Source organism: Pedobacter changchengzhani, assembly GCF_004354365.1.
GTDB lineage: Bacteria > Bacteroidota > Bacteroidia > Sphingobacteriales > Sphingobacteriaceae > Pedobacter > Pedobacter changchengzhani.
Genome location: NZ_SJCY01000004.1, coordinates 149,198 through 174,228, shown reverse-complemented (window position 1 = coordinate 174,228; position 25,031 = coordinate 149,198). Strand labels below are relative to the sequence as shown.

Annotated in this window: 32 protein-coding genes; all 32 read left to right on the top strand. The window is 32.7% G+C overall.

The genetic code is table 11. From position 1 onward, the window contains the following. The first annotated feature begins 5 nt into the window (after positions 1-5). Positions 6-701: a TIGR02117 family protein gene (locus EZJ43_RS07920; protein WP_207924590.1), complete on the top strand. Its 696-nt coding sequence runs from the start codon at positions 6-8 to the stop codon at positions 699-701. A 47-nt stretch (positions 702-748) separates the two neighbouring features. Further along, on the top strand, positions 749-1,510 hold the full coding sequence (locus EZJ43_RS07915; protein ID WP_133262165.1) for a hypothetical protein: 762 nt from the start codon (positions 749-751) through the stop codon (positions 1,508-1,510). Between the two features lie 101 nt (positions 1,511-1,611). Further along, the gene (locus tag EZJ43_RS07910; protein WP_133262164.1) at positions 1,612-2,103 is read left to right on the top strand and encodes a hypothetical protein; all 492 of its coding nucleotides are present in this window, start codon (positions 1,612-1,614) and stop codon (positions 2,101-2,103) included. 179 nt (positions 2,104-2,282) lie between these two features. After that, positions 2,283-3,086, top strand: a complete 804-nt coding sequence (locus EZJ43_RS07905; protein WP_133262163.1) for a hypothetical protein — start codon at positions 2,283-2,285, stop codon at positions 3,084-3,086. Positions 3,087-3,095: 9 nt separating this feature from the next. Then, a complete protein-coding gene (locus EZJ43_RS07900) occupies positions 3,096-3,887 on the top strand; it encodes a hypothetical protein (protein ID WP_133262162.1) in 792 nt (263 codons plus the stop codon). Then, positions 3,888-4,505 carry a hypothetical protein gene (locus EZJ43_RS07895; protein WP_133262161.1) on the top strand — a complete coding sequence of 206 codons (618 nt, stop codon included), beginning with the start codon at positions 3,888-3,890 and terminating at the stop codon, positions 4,503-4,505. A 5-nt stretch (positions 4,506-4,510) separates the two neighbouring features. Further along, entirely contained in the window at positions 4,511-5,302 is a 792-nt protein-coding gene (locus EZJ43_RS07890; RefSeq protein WP_133262160.1) for a hypothetical protein, read from the top strand. Positions 5,303-5,497: 195 nt separating this feature from the next. After that, positions 5,498-6,304 carry a hypothetical protein gene (locus EZJ43_RS07885; protein ID WP_133262159.1) on the top strand — a complete coding sequence of 269 codons (807 nt, stop codon included), beginning with the start codon at positions 5,498-5,500 and terminating at the stop codon, positions 6,302-6,304. A gap of 166 nt (positions 6,305-6,470) precedes the next feature. Continuing rightward, the gene (locus EZJ43_RS07880) at positions 6,471-7,043 is read left to right on the top strand and encodes a hypothetical protein (RefSeq protein WP_133262158.1); all 573 of its coding nucleotides are present in this window, start codon (positions 6,471-6,473) and stop codon (positions 7,041-7,043) included. A gap of 8 nt (positions 7,044-7,051) precedes the next feature. Next, on the top strand, positions 7,052-7,984 hold the full coding sequence (locus EZJ43_RS07875; protein ID WP_133262157.1) for a hypothetical protein: 933 nt from the start codon (positions 7,052-7,054) through the stop codon (positions 7,982-7,984). 127 nt (positions 7,985-8,111) lie between these two features. After that, a complete protein-coding gene (locus EZJ43_RS07870; RefSeq protein WP_133262156.1) occupies positions 8,112-8,570 on the top strand; it encodes a hypothetical protein in 459 nt (152 codons plus the stop codon). Positions 8,571-8,687: 117 nt separating this feature from the next. After that, positions 8,688-9,041, top strand: a complete 354-nt coding sequence (locus EZJ43_RS07865; protein ID WP_133262155.1) for a DUF6714 family protein — start codon at positions 8,688-8,690, stop codon at positions 9,039-9,041. A 304-nt stretch (positions 9,042-9,345) separates the two neighbouring features. Continuing rightward, positions 9,346-9,990, top strand: coding sequence for a hypothetical protein (locus EZJ43_RS07860; protein WP_133262154.1), 645 nt, complete (start codon positions 9,346-9,348; stop codon positions 9,988-9,990). 4 nt (positions 9,991-9,994) lie between these two features. Beyond that, positions 9,995-10,501 (top strand): hypothetical protein, encoded by a 507-nt coding sequence (locus tag EZJ43_RS07855; protein ID WP_133262153.1) that lies wholly within the window; start codon positions 9,995-9,997, stop codon positions 10,499-10,501. A 16-nt stretch (positions 10,502-10,517) separates the two neighbouring features. Beyond that, entirely contained in the window at positions 10,518-12,107 is a 1,590-nt protein-coding gene (locus tag EZJ43_RS07850; RefSeq protein WP_133262152.1) for an ankyrin repeat domain-containing protein, read from the top strand. Positions 12,108-12,125: 18 nt separating this feature from the next. Further along, positions 12,126-12,743: a hypothetical protein gene (locus tag EZJ43_RS07845; RefSeq protein ID WP_133262151.1), complete on the top strand. Its 618-nt coding sequence runs from the start codon at positions 12,126-12,128 to the stop codon at positions 12,741-12,743. A 15-nt stretch (positions 12,744-12,758) separates the two neighbouring features. Beyond that, positions 12,759-13,730, top strand: coding sequence for an ankyrin repeat domain-containing protein (locus EZJ43_RS07840; RefSeq protein ID WP_133262150.1), 972 nt, complete (start codon positions 12,759-12,761; stop codon positions 13,728-13,730). Positions 13,731-13,795: 65 nt separating this feature from the next. Next, on the top strand, positions 13,796-14,311 hold the full coding sequence (locus EZJ43_RS07835; protein ID WP_133262149.1) for a hypothetical protein: 516 nt from the start codon (positions 13,796-13,798) through the stop codon (positions 14,309-14,311). Positions 14,312-14,340: 29 nt separating this feature from the next. After that, positions 14,341-14,649 carry a hypothetical protein gene (locus EZJ43_RS07830; protein ID WP_133262148.1) on the top strand — a complete coding sequence of 103 codons (309 nt, stop codon included), beginning with the start codon at positions 14,341-14,343 and terminating at the stop codon, positions 14,647-14,649. A gap of 71 nt (positions 14,650-14,720) precedes the next feature. After that, the gene (locus EZJ43_RS07825; protein ID WP_133262147.1) at positions 14,721-15,254 is read left to right on the top strand and encodes a hypothetical protein; all 534 of its coding nucleotides are present in this window, start codon (positions 14,721-14,723) and stop codon (positions 15,252-15,254) included. Between the two features lie 72 nt (positions 15,255-15,326). Then, positions 15,327-16,427: a hypothetical protein gene (locus EZJ43_RS07820; protein ID WP_133262146.1), complete on the top strand. Its 1,101-nt coding sequence runs from the start codon at positions 15,327-15,329 to the stop codon at positions 16,425-16,427. Positions 16,428-16,613: 186 nt separating this feature from the next. Then, a complete protein-coding gene (locus EZJ43_RS07815; RefSeq protein ID WP_133262145.1) occupies positions 16,614-17,399 on the top strand; it encodes a DUF4272 domain-containing protein in 786 nt (261 codons plus the stop codon). 43 nt (positions 17,400-17,442) lie between these two features. Continuing rightward, positions 17,443-18,726, top strand: coding sequence for a hypothetical protein (locus EZJ43_RS07810; RefSeq protein WP_133262144.1), 1,284 nt, complete (start codon positions 17,443-17,445; stop codon positions 18,724-18,726). Positions 18,727-18,951: 225 nt separating this feature from the next. Next, the gene (locus EZJ43_RS07805; RefSeq protein WP_133262143.1) at positions 18,952-19,686 is read left to right on the top strand and encodes a DUF1266 domain-containing protein; all 735 of its coding nucleotides are present in this window, start codon (positions 18,952-18,954) and stop codon (positions 19,684-19,686) included. Between the two features lie 25 nt (positions 19,687-19,711). Then, positions 19,712-20,314 carry a hypothetical protein gene (locus EZJ43_RS07800; RefSeq protein ID WP_133262142.1) on the top strand — a complete coding sequence of 201 codons (603 nt, stop codon included), beginning with the start codon at positions 19,712-19,714 and terminating at the stop codon, positions 20,312-20,314. A 71-nt stretch (positions 20,315-20,385) separates the two neighbouring features. Next, positions 20,386-20,688 carry a hypothetical protein gene (locus tag EZJ43_RS07795; protein ID WP_133262141.1) on the top strand — a complete coding sequence of 101 codons (303 nt, stop codon included), beginning with the start codon at positions 20,386-20,388 and terminating at the stop codon, positions 20,686-20,688. Positions 20,689-20,810: 122 nt separating this feature from the next. Then, the gene (locus EZJ43_RS07790; RefSeq protein WP_133262140.1) at positions 20,811-21,176 is read left to right on the top strand and encodes a hypothetical protein; all 366 of its coding nucleotides are present in this window, start codon (positions 20,811-20,813) and stop codon (positions 21,174-21,176) included. A 103-nt stretch (positions 21,177-21,279) separates the two neighbouring features. Next, on the top strand, positions 21,280-21,636 hold the full coding sequence (locus EZJ43_RS07785; RefSeq protein WP_133262139.1) for a hypothetical protein: 357 nt from the start codon (positions 21,280-21,282) through the stop codon (positions 21,634-21,636). Between the two features lie 86 nt (positions 21,637-21,722). Continuing rightward, complete coding sequence (locus EZJ43_RS07780; RefSeq protein ID WP_133262138.1) at positions 21,723-22,070, top strand: hypothetical protein; 348 nt, start codon at positions 21,723-21,725, stop codon at positions 22,068-22,070. Positions 22,071-22,076: 6 nt separating this feature from the next. Next, positions 22,077-23,030 carry a hypothetical protein gene (locus tag EZJ43_RS07775; RefSeq protein ID WP_133262137.1) on the top strand — a complete coding sequence of 318 codons (954 nt, stop codon included), beginning with the start codon at positions 22,077-22,079 and terminating at the stop codon, positions 23,028-23,030. Between the two features lie 78 nt (positions 23,031-23,108). Continuing rightward, positions 23,109-24,152 carry a DKNYY domain-containing protein gene (locus EZJ43_RS07770; protein WP_133262136.1) on the top strand — a complete coding sequence of 348 codons (1,044 nt, stop codon included), beginning with the start codon at positions 23,109-23,111 and terminating at the stop codon, positions 24,150-24,152. 187 nt (positions 24,153-24,339) lie between these two features. After that, complete coding sequence (locus tag EZJ43_RS07765) at positions 24,340-24,924, top strand: hypothetical protein (RefSeq protein WP_133262135.1); 585 nt, start codon at positions 24,340-24,342, stop codon at positions 24,922-24,924. The last annotated feature ends 107 nt before the right edge of the window (positions 24,925-25,031 follow it).

The window sequence follows — 25,031 nt, the reverse complement described above, 5'->3', positions numbered from 1 at the left end:
AATAATTGAAAACAGCAACAATGGTAAAGAAAATCATCATAAATATACTGCGTGTTTTAGGCGGGATATTAGCTATCGTAATCATCTATGTAATTCTCGCATTAGCCTTGCCTTATATCGAAGTTTCAAAAAAAGCCACCACAGATGTTGCAAATATTCCCGTCTATATTTATACCAACGGTGTGCACACCGATATTGTGTTGCCTGTGAAAAGCACACAAATAGACTGGAACACAAAAATTCCTTATGCTAATACAAAAGACGCTACGGCAGACTATCAATACATTGGCATAGGATGGGGAGACAAGGGCTTCTATCTCGACACTCCTACTTGGGCTGAACTCAAATTTTCTACTGCGTTTAAAGCGGCATTTTGGTTAGGCGAGTCTGCCTTACACTGCACCTACTACACCGAAATGAAAGAAGACGACGACTGCAAAAAGATGTTTTTAACCTCAAAGCAATACCAAGATTTGATCAAATTTATAGATACCAAGTTTGATAAGGACGTTGACGGTAAAAATATTTTAGTCCCAACAAATGCTGTCTACGGCGAAAATGATGCTTTTTATGAGGCAAGTGGGCGCTATAGCTTCTTTTGCACTTGCAATACCTGGACAAATAATGCACTAAAAGTTGCAGGGCAAAAAGCGGCGTTTTGGACGCCTACAGATTCCGGTATTTTCCAGCATTATAAATAAGTATTTTAAACACAAATCAAATTTTTTGAAGTCTTACCTTTCAACAAATGAAAAAACTAAATAACATCATCCTACTTTCAGTGATCACGCTATCACTTTCATCGTGTTCAGCGCAAGAAGAGAAAATTGTAAATCTGGCTAACATCACTACAAATTTTAATGTAGCTAAGTTTTATAATCAAAAATTAAAAACAACAAATGAAACGCTGGCCAAAGACCCAAAAAAAATAGATAAAGAGGAAGCTTCCAAACTTTTAGACAATCCATTTATTGTTAAAGATACCTTATGTTATTTTAAAGATGGTCAGTCATCGGATAGGATATACATTGATAGCAAAAGTGGTTGGACGACTAAAAAGTTGAAGCCTATAAAAACCTTTGGTTATGCTTACAAAACCGTTGCATGGAGCGAAGAAACTGATACAATTGCTGTTTTAAATACAGTCTATTTTCCAAAGGTGGATATGATTGAGAGTGAAGATGGCGACTTTGTGATGGTAAAAGCGTCAAAATCAGAAATGAAACAAGCTGTGATTGATACGTTAGAACGTTTTTTAAAGTCGAAATACAAAGTAGGAAAAGCAAGCAAATCTGACTTCAGCGGTGAAAAAATTTCCGATTACCAAAACGAAGATTTTATTTATCGGTTGGTAAAAATGGAGAAAACTTATTCCGTAAGCGCTGGCGAAAAATCGTATTTTGAAAAAAGACTTGAAATTGATTTTGTGATTTTTAACAAAAAATATTTACCAATTATAAAAGAAACTGGAAGCAGGATTGGTGGTGAGAATTTTGAAGCATATAATTAAAAAGAAAACCGTGTTTTTAATGTAAATCTTACATTTACCAAAAAACGTTAAACTATAGACAGCTTAACTTATTTACAAAGCAAATTAAAAATCAATAAATTATGAGTTCCATTCTTTTTCTTTTACAAAACAAAGAGCGCAGAAAAATTTTCTTCTTGTGCATAGGTATCGGTTTACCAATGTTACTATTAACGGCGGTAGGTATAAATTATTACGAAAGCAGTAGCGAGGCAGAAGGAACTCCAAATGATAAAGGCGGTATAAGCTATTATTATAGAGAAAGTTCTGATGCTGAAAAACTACCTGAACCAGTAACTAAACTGATAAGCAAATATCCTAACAGCAAAGTAACCTATATCAATGTAAGTACTGATAAAGCAGGTACAATCGGCGGAGATTTTATTTCATTTACAAAGGATGATTTTAAGAAAGTGAAAGATTATTACGGAAAAACTGGTAAAGTAGTAGACCAAGATGGCGATAGACTAGAAATTGAAAATGCTGGTGTGAAGATTTCAATCACAAAAGAAAATATTTATGAAGATGATCCCATAAAAGACCAAACAAAATTTAAGATTTATATAATAGATTAAAGCGAAGACGATGTGAAACTAACTTCGGAATTCGACGGCTCAAAGTGTTGGATTAATATTTAAAAAAGCTATAGAGATCTGATAGGCAAAAGTATTCAATACCCTAACCTTGAAGATAATTAGAAGCTGTAAATAGAATCAATGCTAAAATACTTTATAAAACTCTAAGAAGTGAACACATGGGAAACAGAAGCTATCTATATCTAAAAAATGAAAATGAAGCATTAAATATTTTTGATGCAAATAACTCTTTGCCGTTTTTCTGGTTATTGCTATTAGATAAAGAAACTCTAGGGCAACAAATTGAAGTTTGGAAAAAAGCTGAAACCTATGAAAGCACTCATGATGAAGAGGAAACCGAAAAGTATTTAGCTCTAAATTCCAACGAAATATCGATAAGCAAACAAAGGTTTGAAATAAATGCTAAAAATGGACGGATATTTCTGCTTAAGCACTTTCCTAAAACCATTCCGCTTTTTGATGACTTTATAGATCTTATTAAAGAAAAATCTAAAAATTACGACCACCTAGAACTGGACATATCCCAATTTTCTGGGTTCTATAACTCACTTGATGAGTTTTGCGATGCGCTTAATGATGAGTTATTAGCCATTGAAGCCGATGAACCATTAAAAATTAAATTCCTGATTGTAGAAGATTTGATTGGTCACGGAACAGGGTTCGAAAACGCAGGGAATGTAGAATTTACAGCACTTACCTCCTATCAAAATGCACTTAAAAACCGAGGTATTCCTACTTTTAAAACAGTAAAAAAGTTTAATAAAAAGGCTTTATTAATTAATATCGGACTGTTATTCTTGTGTCCCGCATTTTCGGTATTGGCTTACAAGATGTTTCAACAAGATGGTTTTAAACTTTCAACATTATTGCTCTCGATTTTAAATGTTGGCTTTTATTGTGCCTTCATTTGGAATATTTTAGCACAGATTAAATCGTATAGAAAAGAAAACGTAAAGAATTAAAGTGTCAATATGAAAAAACTAATTTATCTCCTACCGATTCTATTCTTTATTTCCTGCCAAGAGAATAGAAACACTTCAAGCACAAAGCAATCTGAAGTTAAAACTTCTCTAAAGCGCGATGCAGTCAAAAAAACTAAAGCTATCCCTTTTAAAAAAACTACTAACGAAGGCGTTTTAATTGGTAAGGACATTAAATTATTGGACGAGCGTCTAAATGAAATTAAAGATATTTCATTTATGAATGGACAGATTATTCAAGTAATTGGTGTGAGCGACAGCACTTATAAAGCAAATCCAAAAGATGAATATTGCCAAGAATTTAAATATGTTAAGGTATTAGCGAAAGGTTTGGAAGGTGTTGTAGAGGGTAGAAAAGTTTACCAATTACTTAATGACGAGCAAAACAAAACCGTTAAAATTGAAGGAAATGAAATCTCCTTTACCCCTACCCAATATTATGGAATTGGCGTTGCAGACGATAATGGATTAACGGGATGCCAAACTCGAAGTCCGGTTATTTTTTCTGATAAAAACGCACAATACAAAGGTCTTGTGAGAATGATAAAAAATAAATATGTGTATGATGATTATCCGTATTTTGAACTTAAAGCAGATGATGGGAATTATGACGAAATTATTGGCGTGAAAAAACAAGATGGCAAATATATTCTAGAAATTAAAACGGATTTTCAAGAAGGGATAGCAACGATGATTGTAGCAATCTACAAAAATACCAATAGTGTTTATGTCGCTGAAATTATCAAATCTAGTGCAGTAAGAACAAGTAAGAGAAATAAATAAATGAAGAATTCAATTATAAATATCATCATTTTATCTTTGATGGCGATCAGTTGCACATCTAATAAAAAAGCTGATAAAAAAACGGATTCAATAACTGTTGATACAGCAAAAGTGAATGAAGATAACGCAAGAGCTACCGACGTCTTGTTAAAACCAGACACCACAAAAATTTCGAGAAATGATTTACCCATTTATGGAGAACTCACAAAAGAAAGTTTAGCGAAGTATTATCCCAACATTACCGATACGATTAAACGGTTGTTCAAATTGACTGCAAAAAAACTCGATTTGAATCCTGGGAATGGAATTTCAGCCGGTATGCTCTACAACAGTGCCGTTTCTGCACAAATGTTTTTATGCACGCATGATAAAAAACTAAACCTAATTGATAAATTATACATTGGTACGGCGACAGATTTTGATGTGACTAGCCATACTATTGCAATGAAAATCATCAACAAAACGGAGATTACTTTCGACCAAGTAGATTGGGGCTACGTTGAAAATGGCGAAGAAGATATAGATACTATTGGACATCAAAAATGGGACATCCATATTGATAAAAACGGCTTTATAAAAAACAAGATTACCGTTTATAAAAAATTGCCTTCTAAATAATGGTTATGAAAAATCGACTCAATATTCAAAAAATATTCTTCTTAGTTTTACTATTTATGAGCGCATCATCCTTTGGACAAATCCAAAATTCTATCACTGTGAAGATTGAAAGTGGACAAACTACTAAAAATTATATCGGAGAGAAATTAGAAAGTATGATAGTAGAAATGTATGCCATGAATTATGGAAATGCACTGACGTTTACTAAAGTGAATGATCTCATCCTAATTACAAATGCACAAGAACCAAATACCCAAATTAAAATTGAATTCAGAGATAAATTTTTGGTTCGGAATTTTTTGTATGATGAAAAAGTGATTTCTTCTATCGAAGCGATTGCTTTTGATCTCAACAATTTACCAAAAAGCAGTACGATAACTAACCAAATAGTTAAGGGCAAAATTGAAAGCCACATTGGCAAAATGCAATTTGAAAACACCGAAGGTTATAGATTAGACAAATCATATAAACTTTTTTTACGACTGACTATCCCTGCAGATTTGAATGATATTGATGCTGTTTTTGATTCTGTAGCCAATTTTTTTTCGCAGGAAGACGCTTTATTGCGGATTTTTTTAGGTCGCTATGCAGAAAAAACGCAACCTTTAATGACTGGATACTTAGTAACAGACAAAATTGGAAGTATTGAAAATGGAATAATTTTCACACCAACGGATGATGAAAATGGCAAGTACGACATTTACCATAAAGGAAAAATCATTAAAACTCAGCTACAAAATCTAATCGATTTCCAAGAAACCATTATGGAGTACTTTGAGAAAAACATAACTGATTAAAAAGAATAATCTTAAATAAAAGAAACAACATAAGACGATACTTATATTTTCACTCCTTATCGGGGTCTGGCTTACGTCTTTAAAAAGCACTTAAACACAAACGAATAATAAATTGATAGCTTTAAATAACGGTTGAAATCTTACGGATAAGTAATACAAACCTTTCTATTGTGCCAAATAACCTATTTTTGAGCTATGCGAATAAAAGTCTTCCTCTTACTGCTCATATCAATAGCCACTATTTCGTGTGATAATGTGGTAAAAGAGAAAGATAAATATCCAGAAATCCCTAATTTTCCAATGTTTAAGGATGATGTATTTAATGCTAAGCAAATTGCAGAAATTAGTTTGGAGCTAAATCAGGAAGCTGAAAACCTAAACAACAAATATTATTTTAGGTATTTGGTTAAAGATTCCGCTGTTTATTTTATTACTTTTTATACCAATTCAGACCATCCTGATTATCCATACGGAGGTGAAAATTATACGGTTGACTTATTGGAAATTGAAGGAAATAAAACAAAACATAATAGATGGACAGATAAAGATTTTAGTTTTAATTTCGATTTGGATGACAAAAAGAATCTAACTATTGGAAAACGAAAATACGAAGCAAAAACCAATTACAGTGAATTCAAAACAATTGCTGATGTTAATGTCAAAGACGTTGATACTTTGTTCACGCCTTGGGTTCAGGGTGCATTTGCAACTAAAACAGATGCCGATTTAGAAGCCTTTGATGAAGTTACGATTGGGTCAAACGCGGGTGTTGGCGGAGCCGAAAATTCTCCGATAGTGGTTTTAGAGTATGGGCCAGTTCCGTTAACTTATTATCGGTTAAATTACAAAGACAAAAAAGGGTTAACTAAAATTGACTTTAGAAAAGAGAAATATCCATTACTGATACGAACAAAAAACACCATTTTTTATGTTACCTACAAAGTAAATTATTCAGGTACAAATAAACAAACCCGGACTTATACTTTTAATCGAATTGATTGATTTTTGAACCTTGATTTTTTGCATTAGGGATGGCAATGAAAATCCTTTTTTTTGCGAGGAACGAGCATAAAAAGATTGTAATGAATAGCCCTCCCGATAGCTATCGGGATTGGGGAACCTGCCGGCCGGCAGGCAGGCGCCCAAATAATTAATAAACAAACAAAAAATGAAATATTATTGCCTCTTCCTGCTCCTACTATTGGTAAATCTAGCATCTGCCCAAACCACGCGTAAAATTGTAAAAGATTTTGACGGTGATGGAAAAAAAGACAGCGTATTTATAGATAGCAAGAAAGACATGCTGATGGTTTGGCTATCTACACAAAAATACAAGCGAGTAGAAAGTAAAGAAATAACACACCTAAATTTCGGGAATACTTTAGTGGAAACCAAAAAAGGGTTTGAGTTTTGGAACGATTACGACCGCTCGGGCTGGATCAATGTTTTTGAATACAATAAAACGGCTAAGAAAATGCAGTTGGTGCAAATGCGCAGAAGCGATGACATGTTGGGGAGAGATGATCCTAACCAAAACCTGTATAAATCGACCGTGAATTTACTGACCAATAAATACGTGGGTGTGGTTGAAACAGAGATGAAGGGCAAAGTGGTGGAGAAATTTATTAATGCGGAGATGATTTTTCCGAAAACCTATTTAGAAACTTTTAGCGATGCTATCAACTTTGATTATCAAGAGAAATGTATTGGACTTTACAATAAAAATGTATCGAAAAAATAAATTTAACCATGAGATATTTACCAATTTTAATAGCGGTTCTATTTTTTACAAGTTGTAGTAAAGGCCAAATTAAAGAAGAAGTGGGCTTAACCAATAAACTTGTTTACAATAAAAAAAACAGCAACTACACTGTGCATTTAAGCAATTCCTATCAGGCAGAGATTTTCATTAATGGATTCCCAATTCATCCAGTCTTGCCGTGGGTTGGAGCAACTGTATTGGATTTAGGAATAGAAAAAGTAGGAACTCAAAAATTAAAAATAATTTTAGATTTAAATGCAGTCACACTTGAAAACTTTGCACCTAAACCAGAAGATCAAATTTTAAGCATTAATCTTAAAAAAGGCTTTGACGATGATAATGCTATAACATTTCGACTCTTGTACTCAGACTTGAAGGATGGAGATTTCAAAAAAGGATATTATGTGAAGGAGATAGAATTTGAGGCAAAGCCAGCTTATCATTTTTTTAAGGAAGAAGCATATGTCGATTTGAGAAAACAACCCGATTTATTAGATAGTTTGTATGCTCGCTATCAATCAATTCTTTATGCTGTAAATGATAAAAATGCGAAGGCTTTTGTAAAGAAAATTGAGGTAGCAGAATATCAATCTGCACAATTGCGTAACATGGAAAAAGAATGGGTATTTAAAGAAAGAGAACGTTTTTTTAAAAACAAACTGAACTTACCTCCAATAGATAGTTGCAAATTGGTTTTTACAGACAATGGCAAAATGGCAACCCTTGGATTAAAATATGATATATCAACTGGCAAAAAAAACGCAATGATTAACTTTCCTGCTTTGTCCGGAATATGGGAAAAAGGAAGCGTTCCGAAATTTATAGATTATTACCATTATTTTTTCTTTGCTAAACAAAAAGATAAAAATGAACTACAACTATTGAGATGGAGAACATTTACTTACGATATGGATATGTAGGTAGTTAAGAATTATAAGCTTAAGAAAAAACATTCCTCAAAATAACAAAATAAGCTTTGATTATCAAAATACAACTTGCTTTTGCAGAATCTGAATTGGAAGATGGAATTATAATTTAGCAACTATTATGAAAAAGTTAAATGAAGGAGATAACCCAAAACAAATTGCTGAAAAAGTAAGTGAAAAGTATTTGAGGAAAGGGTTCAAATTGGATTTCAGTTTAGAAAGTTTGGAAAATGAAATAGACAAAATTTTGAAAAACGAAATTCCAAAAGGTCGGATCGAAACTGGAAAATTAGTAGCGGAATTGACCGCTTATTTAGGAGAGACGATTTGTCGCATTTTTGGTGCAAGGTGGATAGGAATTTATTATGCTTCAAATAGCGGAATGAATTTTTATAGTTGTAAAATAGAAAAAAATGATTTCGAATTTAGTCCAAGCCATTTTTTTAGTTACTATTTAAGTAATGGAAAAGAAAGGGAAGGAAGTTTTAAAGACTATTTATATGTTAGAGATAATTCTGAAGGAGTATTAAGGGATTTTTTAGGAGGTGGTTTAATTATCAAGATAAAATCTGCAGAATAATTATTGCCAATATCGTTTTAAAAATTCGGTTAATTATTGAAGTTTAAAACTTTTAACTATGATATGGATATATTGGTTTTTTAAACTTGATTTTTAAACATTACAAAGCTTTTTTCAATGATAAAAGAAGATTTAGTTACCCAAATACAACTCGCTTTTGCAGACGTTAAATTAGAAGATGGAATTGGGCTTTGGCAGGCACAAGGGATTGATGATTATGCGAGCGAAGAAGAAATTGTAACGCTAAGAGCTAAAGACGAAAAAGATAATTGGAAACTTCTTCCTTACGAAGACCTTAGTTACTGCGAAAGTTCACTCTCTTTTTTTGATGCAAAAGGAATGAGATTTCATCTCCCAAAATTTTTGATTTTTGATATTTTGGAGGAAGAGATTATAAAGAAAAAAAAGTTTAAGCCCCAGATGTGTTATTTACCTTATGCTATGAACCAGAAAATGAATACCAACTCATAAGGTTTTCGCTTCTCAATTCCACACAGGTAAAAAGTGTAATTCACTTCATGAATTATAAGTTAGAAAATACGGATGGCGAAGATCGACTGGATTATTTTTTGTTAAAATTACAGCAAGCTTTAAAAAGCTGGAATAAAAAGTTGGATGAAATTTAATGATGCTTTATTTGATAGTTAATTTACAAATCCACTAAACGAATATTTTTTAGGGTCTAACGAATAAAGACTAATTGTTTACGGATAAAAACTTTCGACAAATTCTACGTTTGAAAACCTTAAATTCATCTTCTTAAACGAGATATACAATGGAAAAAAATAAAACATTAACAGTTGCCGAAAAAGTTAAAGCCTGTGCGATGACGCTTATCGGAGTCGGAATATTTAGTCAAGGTACTTTGTATTTTAAAGAACAATCTAGTTACAACATTCCTCGCATCCTTTATCCGGTTTATACAACATTGGGCAACAAGGGTTTGGCTGTAGCCATGATTGTTTTGGGTTTAGCGCTAATCTACTTTGGGTTTGCGAGGTGGAAAAATCACGGAGGCAAGGTAATTACATTGGGTGCCATTACCGGCGTTTTTTTAGTGGGTTTCTTCTCCATTTTATTGCTTACAGGCAGTAAAAAAACAACTTCTGATGATTTGATTAAAGATTCTGATGAACGTCACTCAAAAGTAATGGAAGATATGAAAACGATGGAACGACCTGAATTTGGTGACGCACAATACGACAAGCATTTTGATAATTTTGAAACGCTGTTAGTCAAATATAAACAAGCCAATCAAGCAAAAGATACGACGGCTGTTGCATTACTTCAAAAAGATTTTGAGGCGTGGAACCTGCAATCAAATGAGCTCATGACAAAATTAGAGGGCATAAAAGACAAGCAACAAATGGCACTGTACAATGGTAAATTATTCATGGAATGGCAGGCTGTAAATCCTTAAATCTATGCTAATCGACCAAAAAATTAATAGCCAAACCAATGATAGCGAACTGTTTATGGAGGGAGTTATGTGCATAAACTCGGCTCAATGGTTGCTGGCGTATGGCATTTTTAAACAACTAATTTCAGCTGTAAAAAATCCAAGTGGCGCTATGCTTTATAATATGGCGCTTTGTCATTTCTTTGCAGAGGAATATGTAAAAACCATTGTGATGTTAAACGAAGCTTTACAAAAAACAGCTAAACCCTCTAGTTTAGCTAACCAAGCAAGTAATTTCCCAGAGCAATTATGGGTTGTAGAACATCAAACTAATGCGCATCTTTTTGCGCTGACAGAAACGATTTTTAGTATAAACCCTGCCATAGTTAAGTTGAGAATTCGCAGGTTATTGATAGATGCAAATGTAAAAATAGAGAATTGGCAAGAAGTGATTCGCTTGGCTTCATTACCCGAAATGGAAAAATGTACAAATGTAATTGAAGCAGTAGCGATAGCAAAAAAACAATATTAATTCTTAAAAAAACCTCATGAATTTATACGAAATACAAAGCGCTTACCAACAACAAACGCCAATTGAAGAAATTAATCAAAGTTATAGAAACTTACTTGCTGAGGGCGAACTCAATGACGAGGAAAAATTAGAAGTTTGGAAGCAAGTTTGTGCATTCGCCAATTTCGAAATGATTGATGAGCTTATAGAAAAAGGTTGGCGAGCGATGGGTGTGCAAGATCGGTACGAAAATTCGTTATTGCATCTAATGGCCGAAGCAGAATTTGAACGCTCTTACATGATGGCTGAAGGACAGATTTACGAAACCACTAAAAGGTTATTGGCTAATAAAGTGAGTCCGATACGGAAAAATAGCGATGGCTTTACGGCTTTGATGATTGGTGCCAAAGCTGGCTATTATGAAATGCTCATAGCCTATCGAGAAGTTGGTGCAAAAATAGATTGGGTTGATAGAGATGGCAATACCTTGTTGCACATTTGTGCAGAAAATTCAGGTCAAATTGCTTCAGATTTAGCTTATGCTCAAAACGACCTGCAAAATTTTGATCAGGATTCTAATTTTGATCCTAACAGTCGCCGAGATGTAAATCGAAAAGAAGAACTTGGCTTAAGATGCCAATTGTTAGCATCAAGGTTGGGCGATTTCGTCGCGTTTATTTCAACTTGTATGGATGCAGGTTTAGATCCTTATCAAAAAAATAATTATGGCGAAACCGCAATTGATTTTGCCATTAAAAGGAAGTCAAAATTAGTGGGCGCCTACCTTAAAGGTTACGATTTTACTGACGACGAAACTTCTGATTCCTATCTTAAAGCTGGTGGTCAAGATTTATTTCAGGCTTGCATTAACAGAGATTTAGAGGCAATTGAAGCTTTGATTAAACTTGGCGAAAACCCGAATGAGGAATATGACAAGGAAGGAAACAACTACAATAAAATGTTGCCACTTTCCATTGCGGTTGTGCATCACGATTTCGAAAGTGTAGCTTTATTATTAAAAAATGGGGCAGATTCAATGCTGGTCGATAGTCAATCTTGGCACCCATTGAGGTACTTATACACGGCTTCATCAGCAGTAAATACAAGTTTTGATCAGTTTGAGAAAAAAGTCTTTGCAAATATCTTAAAATCATTCGTTACCGCAGGTTTTAATATTGATTCATTTTTAGACGATGAAGAAAATACAATAGTCAATTTATCGGCTAAAAACGCAGACAACTTACAACTTTATAATAATTACACCATTGCAAAGTCGATAATTGAAGAAGCCATTTATTCGGATGCCGATGTGAACAAAACCAATAGAGACGGAATTTCTGCTTTAATGTATTTAGGATTGGCTGATTTATCAAGAGCTGAAAAAGAAATACTGATGCTATTAGAGCAAGGTGCAAAAACAGATTTAATCGACAAAAATGGAAAAACAGCACTTATTTATGCAACCAATAATGCAGAAAAATCTACCGCTAAAACCTATTGCGAATTATTAGAACAATTCGGAGATATATTGGTCAACGCCAAAGATAATTCAGAAAAATCTGCGTTAGATTATGCGGTAGAAAAAGACAATGAGAATTTGGTAGCTTGGTTGCTGGAAAGACAGTAATCTAAATTTAAAAGGAAGATGAGTACGCAAAAAATAAATATCATCGCAGATGGTTCAATAATCGCCATTGCCAATACAAAGAAATATAACGAGACTTTAAATAACCAAACCAATTGGAGTTGGAAACAGCTTAATACTTTTTTATTGGAGACGAATAAAGATAATTTAGTTGTTTTTGATTGCGCTTACGGAGAAGAATGGACATTTGAGTTTTCAATTAACAAAGAAAATAAACAAGATTTTTTCAGGAAATTTGAGCAAAGCATTGAAATCACTGATAATGCTTTGCATTTGATAACTTGGACTGATTTAACTTCTTCTCTTCAATTTAAAAACACAACATTGCCTGAAGAGCTAAACAATGACCAAAAAATAAATATTGAAAATGGTTTTTATAGGGTAATTGTAAAGCAACTTTTTGACCATGAAGATGATGATTACGATCCTGAAAATAAAACAAGTTATATTGTAGAATTAATGTCTGAAATTAAAAATCCAGACATCAAGGCTGAAACAATTATTTGGACCGAAGATTTCCCGAATGATGACAGTAGTTTCCTCTCGGACGAACCAGATGAGGAGATGGATAATTTCTTGAATGAATTATTAGAAACAGCTAAAAAACAACAACGATAATAAAACACAAAACAAATGGATACTATTTTTTTAAATGCCTGCAAAAATAATCAAAAAGGAATTGTACAAACCTTACTAAAAAAAGGCGGTATAAATCTCGATAAACGTGATGCAATGGGCAATACGCCACTATTTTACGCCAGTCAGAAAGGCGCCAGAGATATTGTTAAAATTTTAGTGGAGGGCGGAGCCGATGTAAATTTGGCAAATAACCACAGCACAACGCCTTTACATATTCTTTCGCAAAGTGGAAATAAGGAAATTGTAGCTATTTTATTAACAAACGGAGCGGATATTAATGCCACAGATAAAGATGGAAAAACACCTTTAATATATTCGCTAGCCGAAGGACGGACAGAGTTTACCAAATTCTTGTTGATCAACGGAGCAGATAAAAGCATTAAAGATAATGACGGGCATAGCGCATTAGATTACGCAACAAGTAGAGGTTTGCGAGACACAGTGGCATTACTGGTTGGTGAAACAGAAGACAAAAATAGTTTTGGCAATACACCACTTCATCAAGCTGTTTACAATAACGAAGCAGAAGTTGTGAACGAGCTGATTAAAACCAAAGCAAGCAACTTAAACACACTCAATGATGCAGGAGAAACGCCATTGATTATGGCTTGCGTGTTAAATAATTTGAGAATTGCGCAATTGTTAATCGATGCTGGCGCAGATTTGTTGTTGAGACGATTGGATGGAAACACAGTTCTTCACTTTGTGTGTGGCAGAGGAAACAAAGAAATCACTAAATTGCTAATTGTAAACGGAATGGATGTGAACGCAAAAAATAATGAAGGCGAAACGCCATTAATTGTGGCGAGTATGTGTGGTTGTAATGACATCACAGAAATTTTGATTGGCAACGGTGCATCCGTTAATGAGAAAGACAACGACCAACAATCTGCTTTACATTACGCATCTGAAAAAGGTTTTAATGAAATTGTAGAACAGTTAATTATGGCTGGCGCAGATTCTTAAAAACTCAAAAAAAAATTAGTAGAAAATCGATGTTGAACATCAAAAATATATTCAAGTAAAAAACTATGAGATACCTATTCATCATCCTCACGTTTGTAAGCGTTTCAGCATTTGGGCAAAAAAAACCAACTGTTGTTAAAAGCAAAACTTCGAAACAAGAAGCAAATGCACCAATTAAAACAAAAAGTTACCTATTTGGCATCAGAAAAGCATTTTCTTGGCAAATTACTACAGATCAAAAGCTTTTACCAGCAAATAAGGTGTTTAAAGAAAACATACAATTTGAATATGATTTGGTCACTATTGAAGAAAATTTTAAGGATGAACCATTTGATTTTAACAGCACCATTAAGCCTGATGAAAATGGCGTCTTGGCTAATCCTAGCTTCATTTCCAAAACACTTATTTACAGATTCGAAGTTAAAAATGATCTATTAATTCTGACAGAAACGGATAGCAAAGCTGTTAAGAAATTTAAAATATTTTTCAACAAGAATAAAGAACCCATACGGTTGCAAAGTTTGACTACTAAACGTGTCTACAATCCGACTGCTTTTAAAGGTAGTAGCAAAAGTATGTAGGTAACGATTTACTTTTAATAGCATCAGAAATGAACATATTTAAATACCTCATCATAAGGATCATCATTCTAGTGGTTGTGATCATACTATTCTGGAATGGCGCACATTATTTAGTACCTGATGAATTGCTAAACGCCAAATTTGGTTTCCTGGCAGAAGGTGAGATGTTCATTAAACTAAGTTTAGTTTTTGTGATTTTATTTATGTCGTTTTTAATTTATGAAATCAATAAATTTCATAAAAATAACGAAGTAAAATTGAGAAATACGGCCATTATTTTTATTGCTTCTCTACTTTTATTGTCGGTTCCATTTTTTTATTTCTATTTCAAATATTAAGCACTTTGTAGATTTTTCATCTTTAGCACATTTCAAATAACCAATCAGTTACTCATCACCAACCATAAAAAATGAAATATTTACTATTGATTTTTTGTTTCACAAATGTGTTAGCGCAAGATAAAAAGCAAGATTTTTTGTCAAATGAATGTTGGGAAATCAAAGGCGATATTTCTGGAGGGGCAGTAATTTTCGGTGCAGTTTACAATTTTTACGAAAATGGTAAGTTTGAAGCCACTACTTATTATTCCGGTGACATGTATTTTACAGAAACAGTTGGTGGGATTTATACCTACAACCCAATGTTAAATGAGGTAGTTTTGGTCTATAAAGGTTTGAAAGCTAAAAGGACAAAACCAATCAAGAAAGCAATGATTAGTCTAAGGCAATCAAAGAATAAATATATTCTGTCAATCAAAAATGAATATCTAAAAGGTGGACAAGGATTCAATAACAAATTTGATGACGTTATAGATTTTGATATCAAAACTATAATTACAGATGGTTATAGCTTAGCTCAATCTGAAAAAATAAAGGGAGATTTAACTCATAAAAAGGTTACCTTTTCTAGGACTAAAATTAAACAACAAAATAAGCCTCACTAAAGTAAATAACTAACGCAAAGCCTGTATTTAGCTGTAGGCTTACCAAACAGACAACACAAATTTAAAGACTTAATGAAAAATATTGAACAACTAAAAGAAACATTTTCTACAGCTCAGAAAAATTACAAGACAATAAAAAAAAGCATAGAAAAATATGTTGTAAGTTGGTTTTGGGCAACTGACAGTATTTTTGACCTCGAACCATTTTATTTTGAGCAAAATCGGTTTTCCAAAGGAAGAATAAAAAAAGCCGAACCTATAAAAAAAGAAAATCAATATCAATACGGTATCGATGCAAATAAAGAAATTATTGTTGAAAGGCAATTCACAGGGCTAAAAGGATTATTTTACGAAACTTTCTATATAAGAGAAAAAGATAAAATAGAAAGCTACAGATACGATTACAGTCCTGAAAAAAAGATAGATAATGTGAAATCTTTCAACTATGAGAATTCAAGACTAAATACATGTTACATTGTTGTTAAAAATGGTTGGATAAAATATTCTTATAACTATCAGAATGGGAAACTTTCAACAAAACTTATGCAACGTATTTATGATAAGAAAGAAGTTCCTGACAGAATTTTCGACTACGCTTTCAATGAAATTGGAGAACTTCAATCCATAAAAGAAAAAGAACATTTTCATTACAATAAACCTGACAAAAAAATCAGCTACAAAAAATTGACTGAACTTGTTTTTGAAAAAATTTTGTCGCTATTGAAGAAAAATATTTCAGATTGCAACATGCAAGAAAAACTTTATTGTATTTATGTTTATTACTATCACGAAGTTATGATACCACCTTCAATTGGGTTTGGAACACAAGCTGACCGTGAAGAATGGATAAACGAAAAAGGCGAAGGATCCAAATGGATAATTTGGAACCCAATAGATTATTCTCATATGATTGAAATCGAACCAGACGTAGAAACTCAAAATCTATTCAAATTATACAATCAAGAAACTTCTTTGAACAATAAAGAAAACAATACGATAAAAATGATTGTAGAGTGTTGTAAAAAAATAAAGGAAATTATTTCTGAATTTGACCTTATTAAAACTGATGATTTTGTGATTGTAGCATCGGATTACGAACAAGGCGATTTAAAGAAAAACTTCAAACTTATCAATCCTGAATTATATGACGAATACAAAAACAAACTTGTATAACGATAAAGTCTACAGTTCACAAGGGTTTTGAGTCAGGCGGGCTCAAGTACAAAACTCAACGGCAGTTTTTCAATTGAACTTTAATAATAAATTCAGCTTTTGCGCTCCGAAACACGCCCGAACACAAATCCCCGAAACACGTCACCAGCTAGCATATCAAGCCACACCATTAATAGACCGACATAAATGAAAAAACTAACAATTATAATGACTATGGGATTTTTAGCAACACTTTTTGGTTGTGGACAGAATAAATCCAATAACACTACTACTGGTAATTCAGAAACTCCACCTATTACAAAACCTGTTGACAATATTACCGCAACAAAAGATCAAAGTGAAAGACGGGCTAAATCGGAAGATTTCTGCAAATCAAAAAACATTCCTATCTATAAAAATCCAAACTCATTGTTTGTTGACGCAGAAGAGAATGTTACAATTAGAAAAAAAGACGAAGTTGTAGATCGAGCAATTGCTTTATGCTATTTAGAACTTAAAAGTGAGCATGCAGACAAAAAAATCTTGGCTGACTTTGACAAAAAATATAACGTCATGGCTAAATTAACAGCGAATGAAAAGGAATTTGCATTATCAGACAATCCAACTCAACAACAAATGACAGACGCAAATTGGAGAGCCGAAAGCTATCACGTAATGTTGTGGGCGTTGGGTTATATAGAGGCTTTAAAATATCCTAATGAAGTGTGTAATGTTGCTGATGATGTAAAACACTTATTCTCAAGGACAGAAAAAGAATTTAGAGAAAATTCAAAATTGAGAACTAAAATAGAAATACTTGACCAAGCAGATTTAATTTTGCGACTTGACTGGGCTTGTGTAAATGCAAGAGTAAAAAACGAAACTGCGCCAGGAGGACTTGACAAAAGTGTTGTTTACGAAAGACATTACTCATTAAATTGGCTTATAAAATTTATGAATCAAGATTGGGACAAAGTAACAACAGACACATAGAAACTGAAAAACGCCTGCAGGTAAAAACTAATTAAATCCACAAATGAGAATTATATTCATTGTCTTTTTAAGTGTATTCACCGCCAATGTATATGGTCAAGTAGCCATAGCTCCACCGATGTCGTTTTCCAAAAGCGAAAATCTATCCTTAGATGCGTACAAAATTCTTAAGGCTAATAAATTCCTAGATTTTGCTAATGCAGATACGCTAAAAGAAGTTGTAGATGGAAAGATCATCAAGACTACGCCACTGAAAACATACTTTTCATATAGAAAAGATTGGGCTAAAATTGAGGCAGAAGATACCACCTCGTATAGGAGAAAACCTATCCAGTACAGTACAGAAAAGTACGACTACACCTATACGGATACCACCATGACAGAAACTTACATTGAAGGTGGAGCTTATGGAGTGCACAAAGAGATAAAAACAGTTTACAATCCTAAAGGATTTTTAAAGTTGCATGAGATTAAAGTGTTTATCAACGACAATTACGTAGAAACCAGAACTTCAAAATACATTTTCGACGATAAAAATAGAGCTATTAAAATTGTAGAAAGTGTAACCAAAAAAGATGAAAAAGAAAATAAACAAGATATTATTACTGCAGTTTATGAGCCAAACCAAATTACGGTAACGAGCGAAAATGGAAAAATTGAGTTGTTATTTTCAAAAAAAATAGTCATCCGAAAACAATTGATTAAACATCCGCCAGGACAAGACAAAAATGTCTATCGAGCTTTTAGTGGGACGGATAATGTTTTAATGTCTATCGCATTGAATGATGATGAAATAACGATTAGCGAGTTTAAAAAAGGGTTAGAAACTACCATAAAAGAGAAAATATTTCCCACTAAAATCGCTAATGTATTTTATGTGGACATCCAGAAAATGCAATATAAAAAGCCAAATCAGGGCAATTATTATTTATTGGCTGTTAATCCACAATCGAGAAAGCTTGAATTTTTTCTGGATACTGGTTTTGTTACTATTCCATCTATAAATAACTTCTTAGCTAATAAAGAGAACTTAACCAAAAGCATGAGTGTTCTCCTTATTTCTGAACTCAATTTGGAAGAATACAAATCGCTACCTCCTATCCTTCAAATTTCTGAATCGGATAAAATTAAGTTTAAAGCTTTGGATGAAGTTCGCTATAAAGATGCGGTAGCTTTCGATAACAATCAAAAATTAACCGAAAAAGATAAAATGAAATTGATGTTGAAACAGTTGCAAATTTTAAGTTTTAATTGCCTGTTGTTAAACTATCAACCACCAAATGATAAAGAAAGCTGGGATTTTTTAAGGAGTTTGACTAAGAAATAAAACTACATCAAGCTACCACTTTAAAGAGTATTCTAACGAAGTTGGTTGTACATAAACGCATTAATATACAACGAATTTATACCGAAAGTTGGCGAATATAAACTAGACCTAGCATATCGACTCTTTGATTGTTATATTTACGAGTAAAATCCACAGCTAGCTGATAAAGTATTATTCAATAGACTGGTTAAAATTAATTAATTAAAAAACAAAAATCTAAACTTTATGAGCACAAACATTTATTTAATTATTGGCGCAATTGCAATTGTATTTATTGCTTATATGATTTTCTTAAAAACAATGATGGCAAAGAGAAATCAGAAACACTTGGATGAATTTAATAACAACAATCCTACTTCGCCATTAACTGAAAGCCAAAAACGATTGCTTGCATTTGGTGGAATTCTATTTTATTTCAGAGGCGAAAAAATTTTAGGTATTACACCAACAAAAAGCTTAGATCAAATTATTGGAGGTTTAGCGCAACAATGGGAAATTACCAATCCAGCCGACGCAAAAGAAACTTTGCATGATTTGTTAACCTTAAAGAAAAGCAATGAATTTGAACCGCTATTACAGCAATCTTCTAAAGAAATAGATGAAATCAGAAAAGAAATTGCAAGCGGTTTAGGAATTGAAAAAGGCTTGGTAACACAAGTACAATCTGCCTACGCATGGGATATTTGCAGAGCGGTATCATTAGCAAAATGGTGCTATTGGGTGGGTTATCTTACCGAAACAGAAACTTGGGACATCATGCAAAAGGCGTCAGAAATTGCCAACATCAAAGGAAAAAATTGGTCAGATTATACGATTTCATTTTTGCTGGGCAGAACAATTCAAGGCTTTGATTTGGAGGAAATCATTGTGGAAGCTAAGCAAATCTACAACAGCAAAGGTCCATCGTTAAGAAAAGTTGAGGACATTGATATTTATGCAAAATATCAGTTTAAAGGATAAAATTAATCAATTAAAAAAACAGAAAATGAATACGCCAACAGATAATTCTAAAAAATTCACAAAAAAACACCTGTTATTTTTTGTCGTTCTTATTGCAGTTCTTAGTGCTTATGGATATTATGAGCTCGTCTTGAAAGCCAAAATTAACGGAAGCACTTTAATTGATAACCCAACTGCACAAGCCATTGATGTAACGATTGATGGAACAAACTATAATATTCCGGCCAATACATTTATCAAAGTAAATTTAGAATTAGGACAGCATAAAATCACTTGTGAAGCCCATAACATCGTCGATGAAGATTTAAACATAGATCCTGTTATTTACGGAGTGATAAATCCTACAAAATCTAAGTATGTAACCTATATGATCATCTACACTGAGAAAGATTTACGTGATAAATTTAAACCTTATGAAATTGAAGGAAGAGAGATATATTCATTTCTCGATCCGCCTAAAGTTTCTACAGCATTATTTATTCCAGATTTAACGAATGGAAAGGGTAATATTGATGACAAAGAACCATCTACGGAAAGTTACAGCAGAATTAATCAAGATTATTCCTTCCTCTATAAAGTTTTTAGGTTAAAAGATTTTTTTGAGTTTTACGATAAGAACAATAAATAAAGTTTGGAAATGACGATGAAATTCAAAGCACAATCAACAACCTCACAAAAAAATATGGGTCACCTGTAGATTTGGCTATAAACGAAGGCAGAAAATCAATTGTAGGGCAAGAAGTTAAATTATACTGGCAAAACGAAGATAAAATAATAGGAATAGCCCTAGCACATGGAGGCGCTAATCCTGGAGATGTTGGTGTAATTCCAATTACCACTTATCAGGTTTATGTTATCAATCAACAGATGAAAAAAAAGCTGGAAGAAGAAAAAATAGCGCTAACCGACTTTTTTTCAGATACAAAAACGGAGAACGATTTTTACGCTAAACACATACTATCAGACATCATCTTGGAAGATATTAAAAGTAGAAATAAGTGATATAAAATATCTAATTATTAGCGATTTAGAAGTAGATATGACTATAAGAAATAAAAAGCTTTTTGATACTTACAGCAATAAAATAACCAGTAGCATTATACAAAACGATAATTATTATTCCAATGCTTACAAAAAACCCCGAACAAAGAACCGAAACGCTTACCAAGCAAATTCCTGCATTGGGTAAAATACCTTATGAGCAACGTCTAATTGTTTTTAATCAGGCTTTTAAATCAACGAGCTATAAAATATTTTTAGCGTTAATATTGATTGCTTTTATCTTGGTATTCTATTTTAATCTCGATTCAATTTTAGCCTACAAAGGTTTGGAGCGAGGTGGTTTATTTGCAAGAAGCATACATTTTTTAAAAGAATTAGGCACCCGATTTTTCATTCCTTTGATGGCGGTGATGCTTGCCTTGGTTTTGGGAAGAAATTATTTCGTGAAGTTAGAAGTTGAAAAATACTTAGAGAAGAATCATAAATAAAGCCACTAAAATTATGGAATATAAAGTTTGTCTATCGAAAATCAATGTGATATCCTTGGTTGCAATCTGCCCAATTATCTGCTATGCCTCTTTTAATAATTTGATGAATATCATCAATGATACTGGTGGCGTTGTTGGCTACGGCGCATTTGCATTAGGAGGTTTTATTTTAATTCCAATAGGTGCATTTGCTACCTATTATCATAACTTGCTTACTGCTAAAAATGATGGTATTAAAGTGGGCAAAAAATTTTACCCATCAGCTAACTATCAGTTTGCGATCGTAAAATACGACGTTCCGTTTAAGGATAGACCACTGTTCTCTTCGTTTAAAAAAACCAAAGAAACGTTTGAAGTGAGGAGAAAAGGAGATCAAAGAATAGTTTTCCAAGAAGATTTAGCCATGTTCAGCAAAAACATTAAAAACCTCAAAGAGGTTATCCAAAATTATAACTCATGATCTATAAAGTTTGTCTATCGAAAAAATTGGTGATATTTTACAGTCTGTTGTCCACTATTCTAGGTTACGCATCATTCGTAAATCTAATGAATATTATCAACGGCACTGGTTCGGTCATTAGCCTAGGTGCGTTCAGTATGTTTGGCTTTATCTTGTTACCGTTATTACTATTTGCCAGTTATCGAAATAATCTTTGTACCGTATCTGTGAATGGTGTGCGTATCGGGAAAAAGATGTATCCGTTTAAAATATTTAAGTTCAGCATTGCTGATTATGATCTTCCGATTGCCGATAGACCAATTGTTTCGACATTTAAAAAAACCTATCACAAATTGGTGATTACCAGAAATAGTTCAAAAAGCAATTCAGTTGAGCAAGATTTGGACATTTTTAGTAGCGATCTCAAAAAATTAAAACAAGCACTGTCAATTTAGTAAAACATGAAGAAAATAACATACAGCATTGTTGCCATTTTTATGCTCATTGCGAGCAACAGCTTTGCGCAAGAATTTTACCCGTTAAATTTAATTTCATTGATAACTGATGAAAATTTGCCTAAAAGCAAAATCATTAACATCAATGACTATCAACTCATTGAAAAAGGTTTTGATCGGATGGACGATAGTTTGTATGTGAATAAAAAATCATCAGAGGTGGTTCAATTTTCTGCAAACAATAAAGGAAATACCACGACCATTAGGATAGATTATTATACCGTGGCAACAGATTTAACTCGCTTTGCCAATAGAGCAGGAAAATCCGGTCTCGACAAAGTAAACGAAAATCTGTTCGAAAAAAAGTTTCCGAACATCAGTTATCAAATAGAAATTAAAAGAAACAGCCTCTTTAAAGGAAAAAAATATACGCTCTTAAGTTTTATTTGTAAAAATAGTTTAGCCGAAAAAGGAGGAGTTTTTAGAAACAACGACAGTTACCCGCTACAAAACAGTACCTGGTATTTTGATACCGATTTACAGGAAGATAAATCAAACCCTGACGAATATGTTGTGGGCATAAAAATGAGTGAAGAAAAGAAATACAATAACAAGGTAGAATTTTTAGATGATGCAAATTTTAAGGTAACGTTAGCTTCCCAAAAAACATTTACAGGTACTTACACCAGTAGTTTTATTAGCAATGGGAATCCTCCATCTATATATTTCGAATTAACGAAACCAAAAACAAAAAAAGGGTATGTGGAATCTTTAACAATAGTAGGTCTCCCCGATAATGTGGCTGAATTAAGAAGAGCAAAAAACTCCCTGCGCTACTATCAGTACTTTTTTAACAAACGTTACGACTACACAATTGAGCAGAAAGATCTATTATTAAGTATAAAAATTAATGAAAACATGCCGGTTATTGCCCCGGCGCCTTCGAGAAAAAACAAATAGTAAATTGCAAATTAAACCGTTAATTTAATAGCGATGATAACAAGTAGAACAATGGTTGTAAACAATACTAATTTTTAAATGAAAAGTAATTATATACTATTCTGCCTCACATCTATCTTTTTGCTAACATCTTGCAATAAAGGTGGCTTGGTAGATAAATCTAAACCAAAAAGCAGATATTATTATTCTCTTTTTAAAAAGAATATTTGGTACAGACATTCCACCGCACCCGATGTTTCGCAACTTTGGGATTACGATTGGATTAAAGTGACTGCAGATGCAAAAACTTTTGTTGTATTAGAAAATGGATTTGCAAAAGACAAGAACCACATATTTTGGGGTACAAATAGTATTGATAATGTAGATTATGCTACCTTTAAGAGCGAGAAAAATTATATTTTAAAAGATAAAAACCATGTCTATTTAACGGTATATGGAGGCAAACTTAAAATATTAGAAGGCGCAAACCCTGCTACTTATAAAACAATTACGCTAAATAACGATGAGCATGATGCACTTAACTATTATTGGAAAAAAGACGATAAACACTACTTTTTAAGAGATACAGTTGCGGATGTAGATCACGCCACATTTAACTTAATTACCCCTTACATTTATTACGATAAAAATTATATTTATCACTACGAATATAACAAAGGATTAATGAAAATGCCAAACAGAAATCCACTAAATAGTAAGTACTTTGTTTTAAGCGGAGATGTTATTCGAACTGATAAATATTTTTATTTCTATGGAGAAATTGGTACTAATGTAGATGGAATCCTTGAATTTCCGATAGTAAACCCGGCTTCGGTAAAGATGTACTGCTACAAAGATTATTTCACAATAGATGGGGTGGTTTATTTTGATGGAACTAAAATTCAAAATGCCGATGTTGCTAGCTTTGATACTTTCGAAAAAGAACATGCCGTTTGGTTTGCAAAAGACAAAAACCACGTATATCAAGGTGTAAACATTATACCTGGTGCAAACCCTAAAACAGTAACGTATAATAAGGAAAAAAATACCATCGAAGAAGGAGACTATATATGGAAATGGAGTGAAACACAGGTAAAAAAACTTATCAAAACCAAAAAATCGGTAAAAAACAGCCAACAATAAGCACTTTAAAACATTGAGGGATGCAAAACTTTATAATATTTTGAACCGATTTATCATAAAATGACAACACACTTTAATTGACGCAAAAAATAGAATAAGATACTTTTACTTAGAGAGATTAAATTGATTTTTTTTTAAGAGATCCATCATTACTATTAGTAGCCTTTAACTCAACATAAAATATATTATGAATACAGAAGAAAATAATTTCAGTAAAAAATCAATTAAAACAGGACTTTTGGTTTTAGGATTTATTATAATTACCGTTGCATTAGCAATTTTTCTTACTGATTTTAATTATTTTTTCTATTCTATTTGGGATGCTGATACACTCAACTGGCTAAGTATAAAAATAACAGTATTGCCAGCAATTTTCGCTTCGATTTTTCTATATAAATATTTACAAAAAGATTTTAGAAACAATGAGGATGTAAAAGAACCAAAAAAAACCGCTGTTGGAGGTTTTATCTTTATGTTGTTTTTTATAGGCTTGCTATTTATTGCAATAATCCGTTTTACGGTGATGATGGTAAATGTTGGTTTTGATAATTCGACAGCATTTGTACCACATGCAACCGTTATTGGTGCTTACGAGGATAGTGGCAAAGGTGCACATCAAAACATAACAATTAAAGATAATATAACTGGTAAAGAAAACACACTAGAAACAACTGTTGATATTTTTTGGAAATATAAATATTATAAAACGAAGAACAAGATTTTTGAAGAGCCTATACACAAAGGATTTCTAGGAATAATATACAGCAAATAAAATCTTATTATATTTAGCAATAAGTGACTAAAAAATAAAATTTCGGCAGTTCACAATACATTAAATCTCGCGATGGAAAATAATCAGCTTCAGGATCATATTGAAGA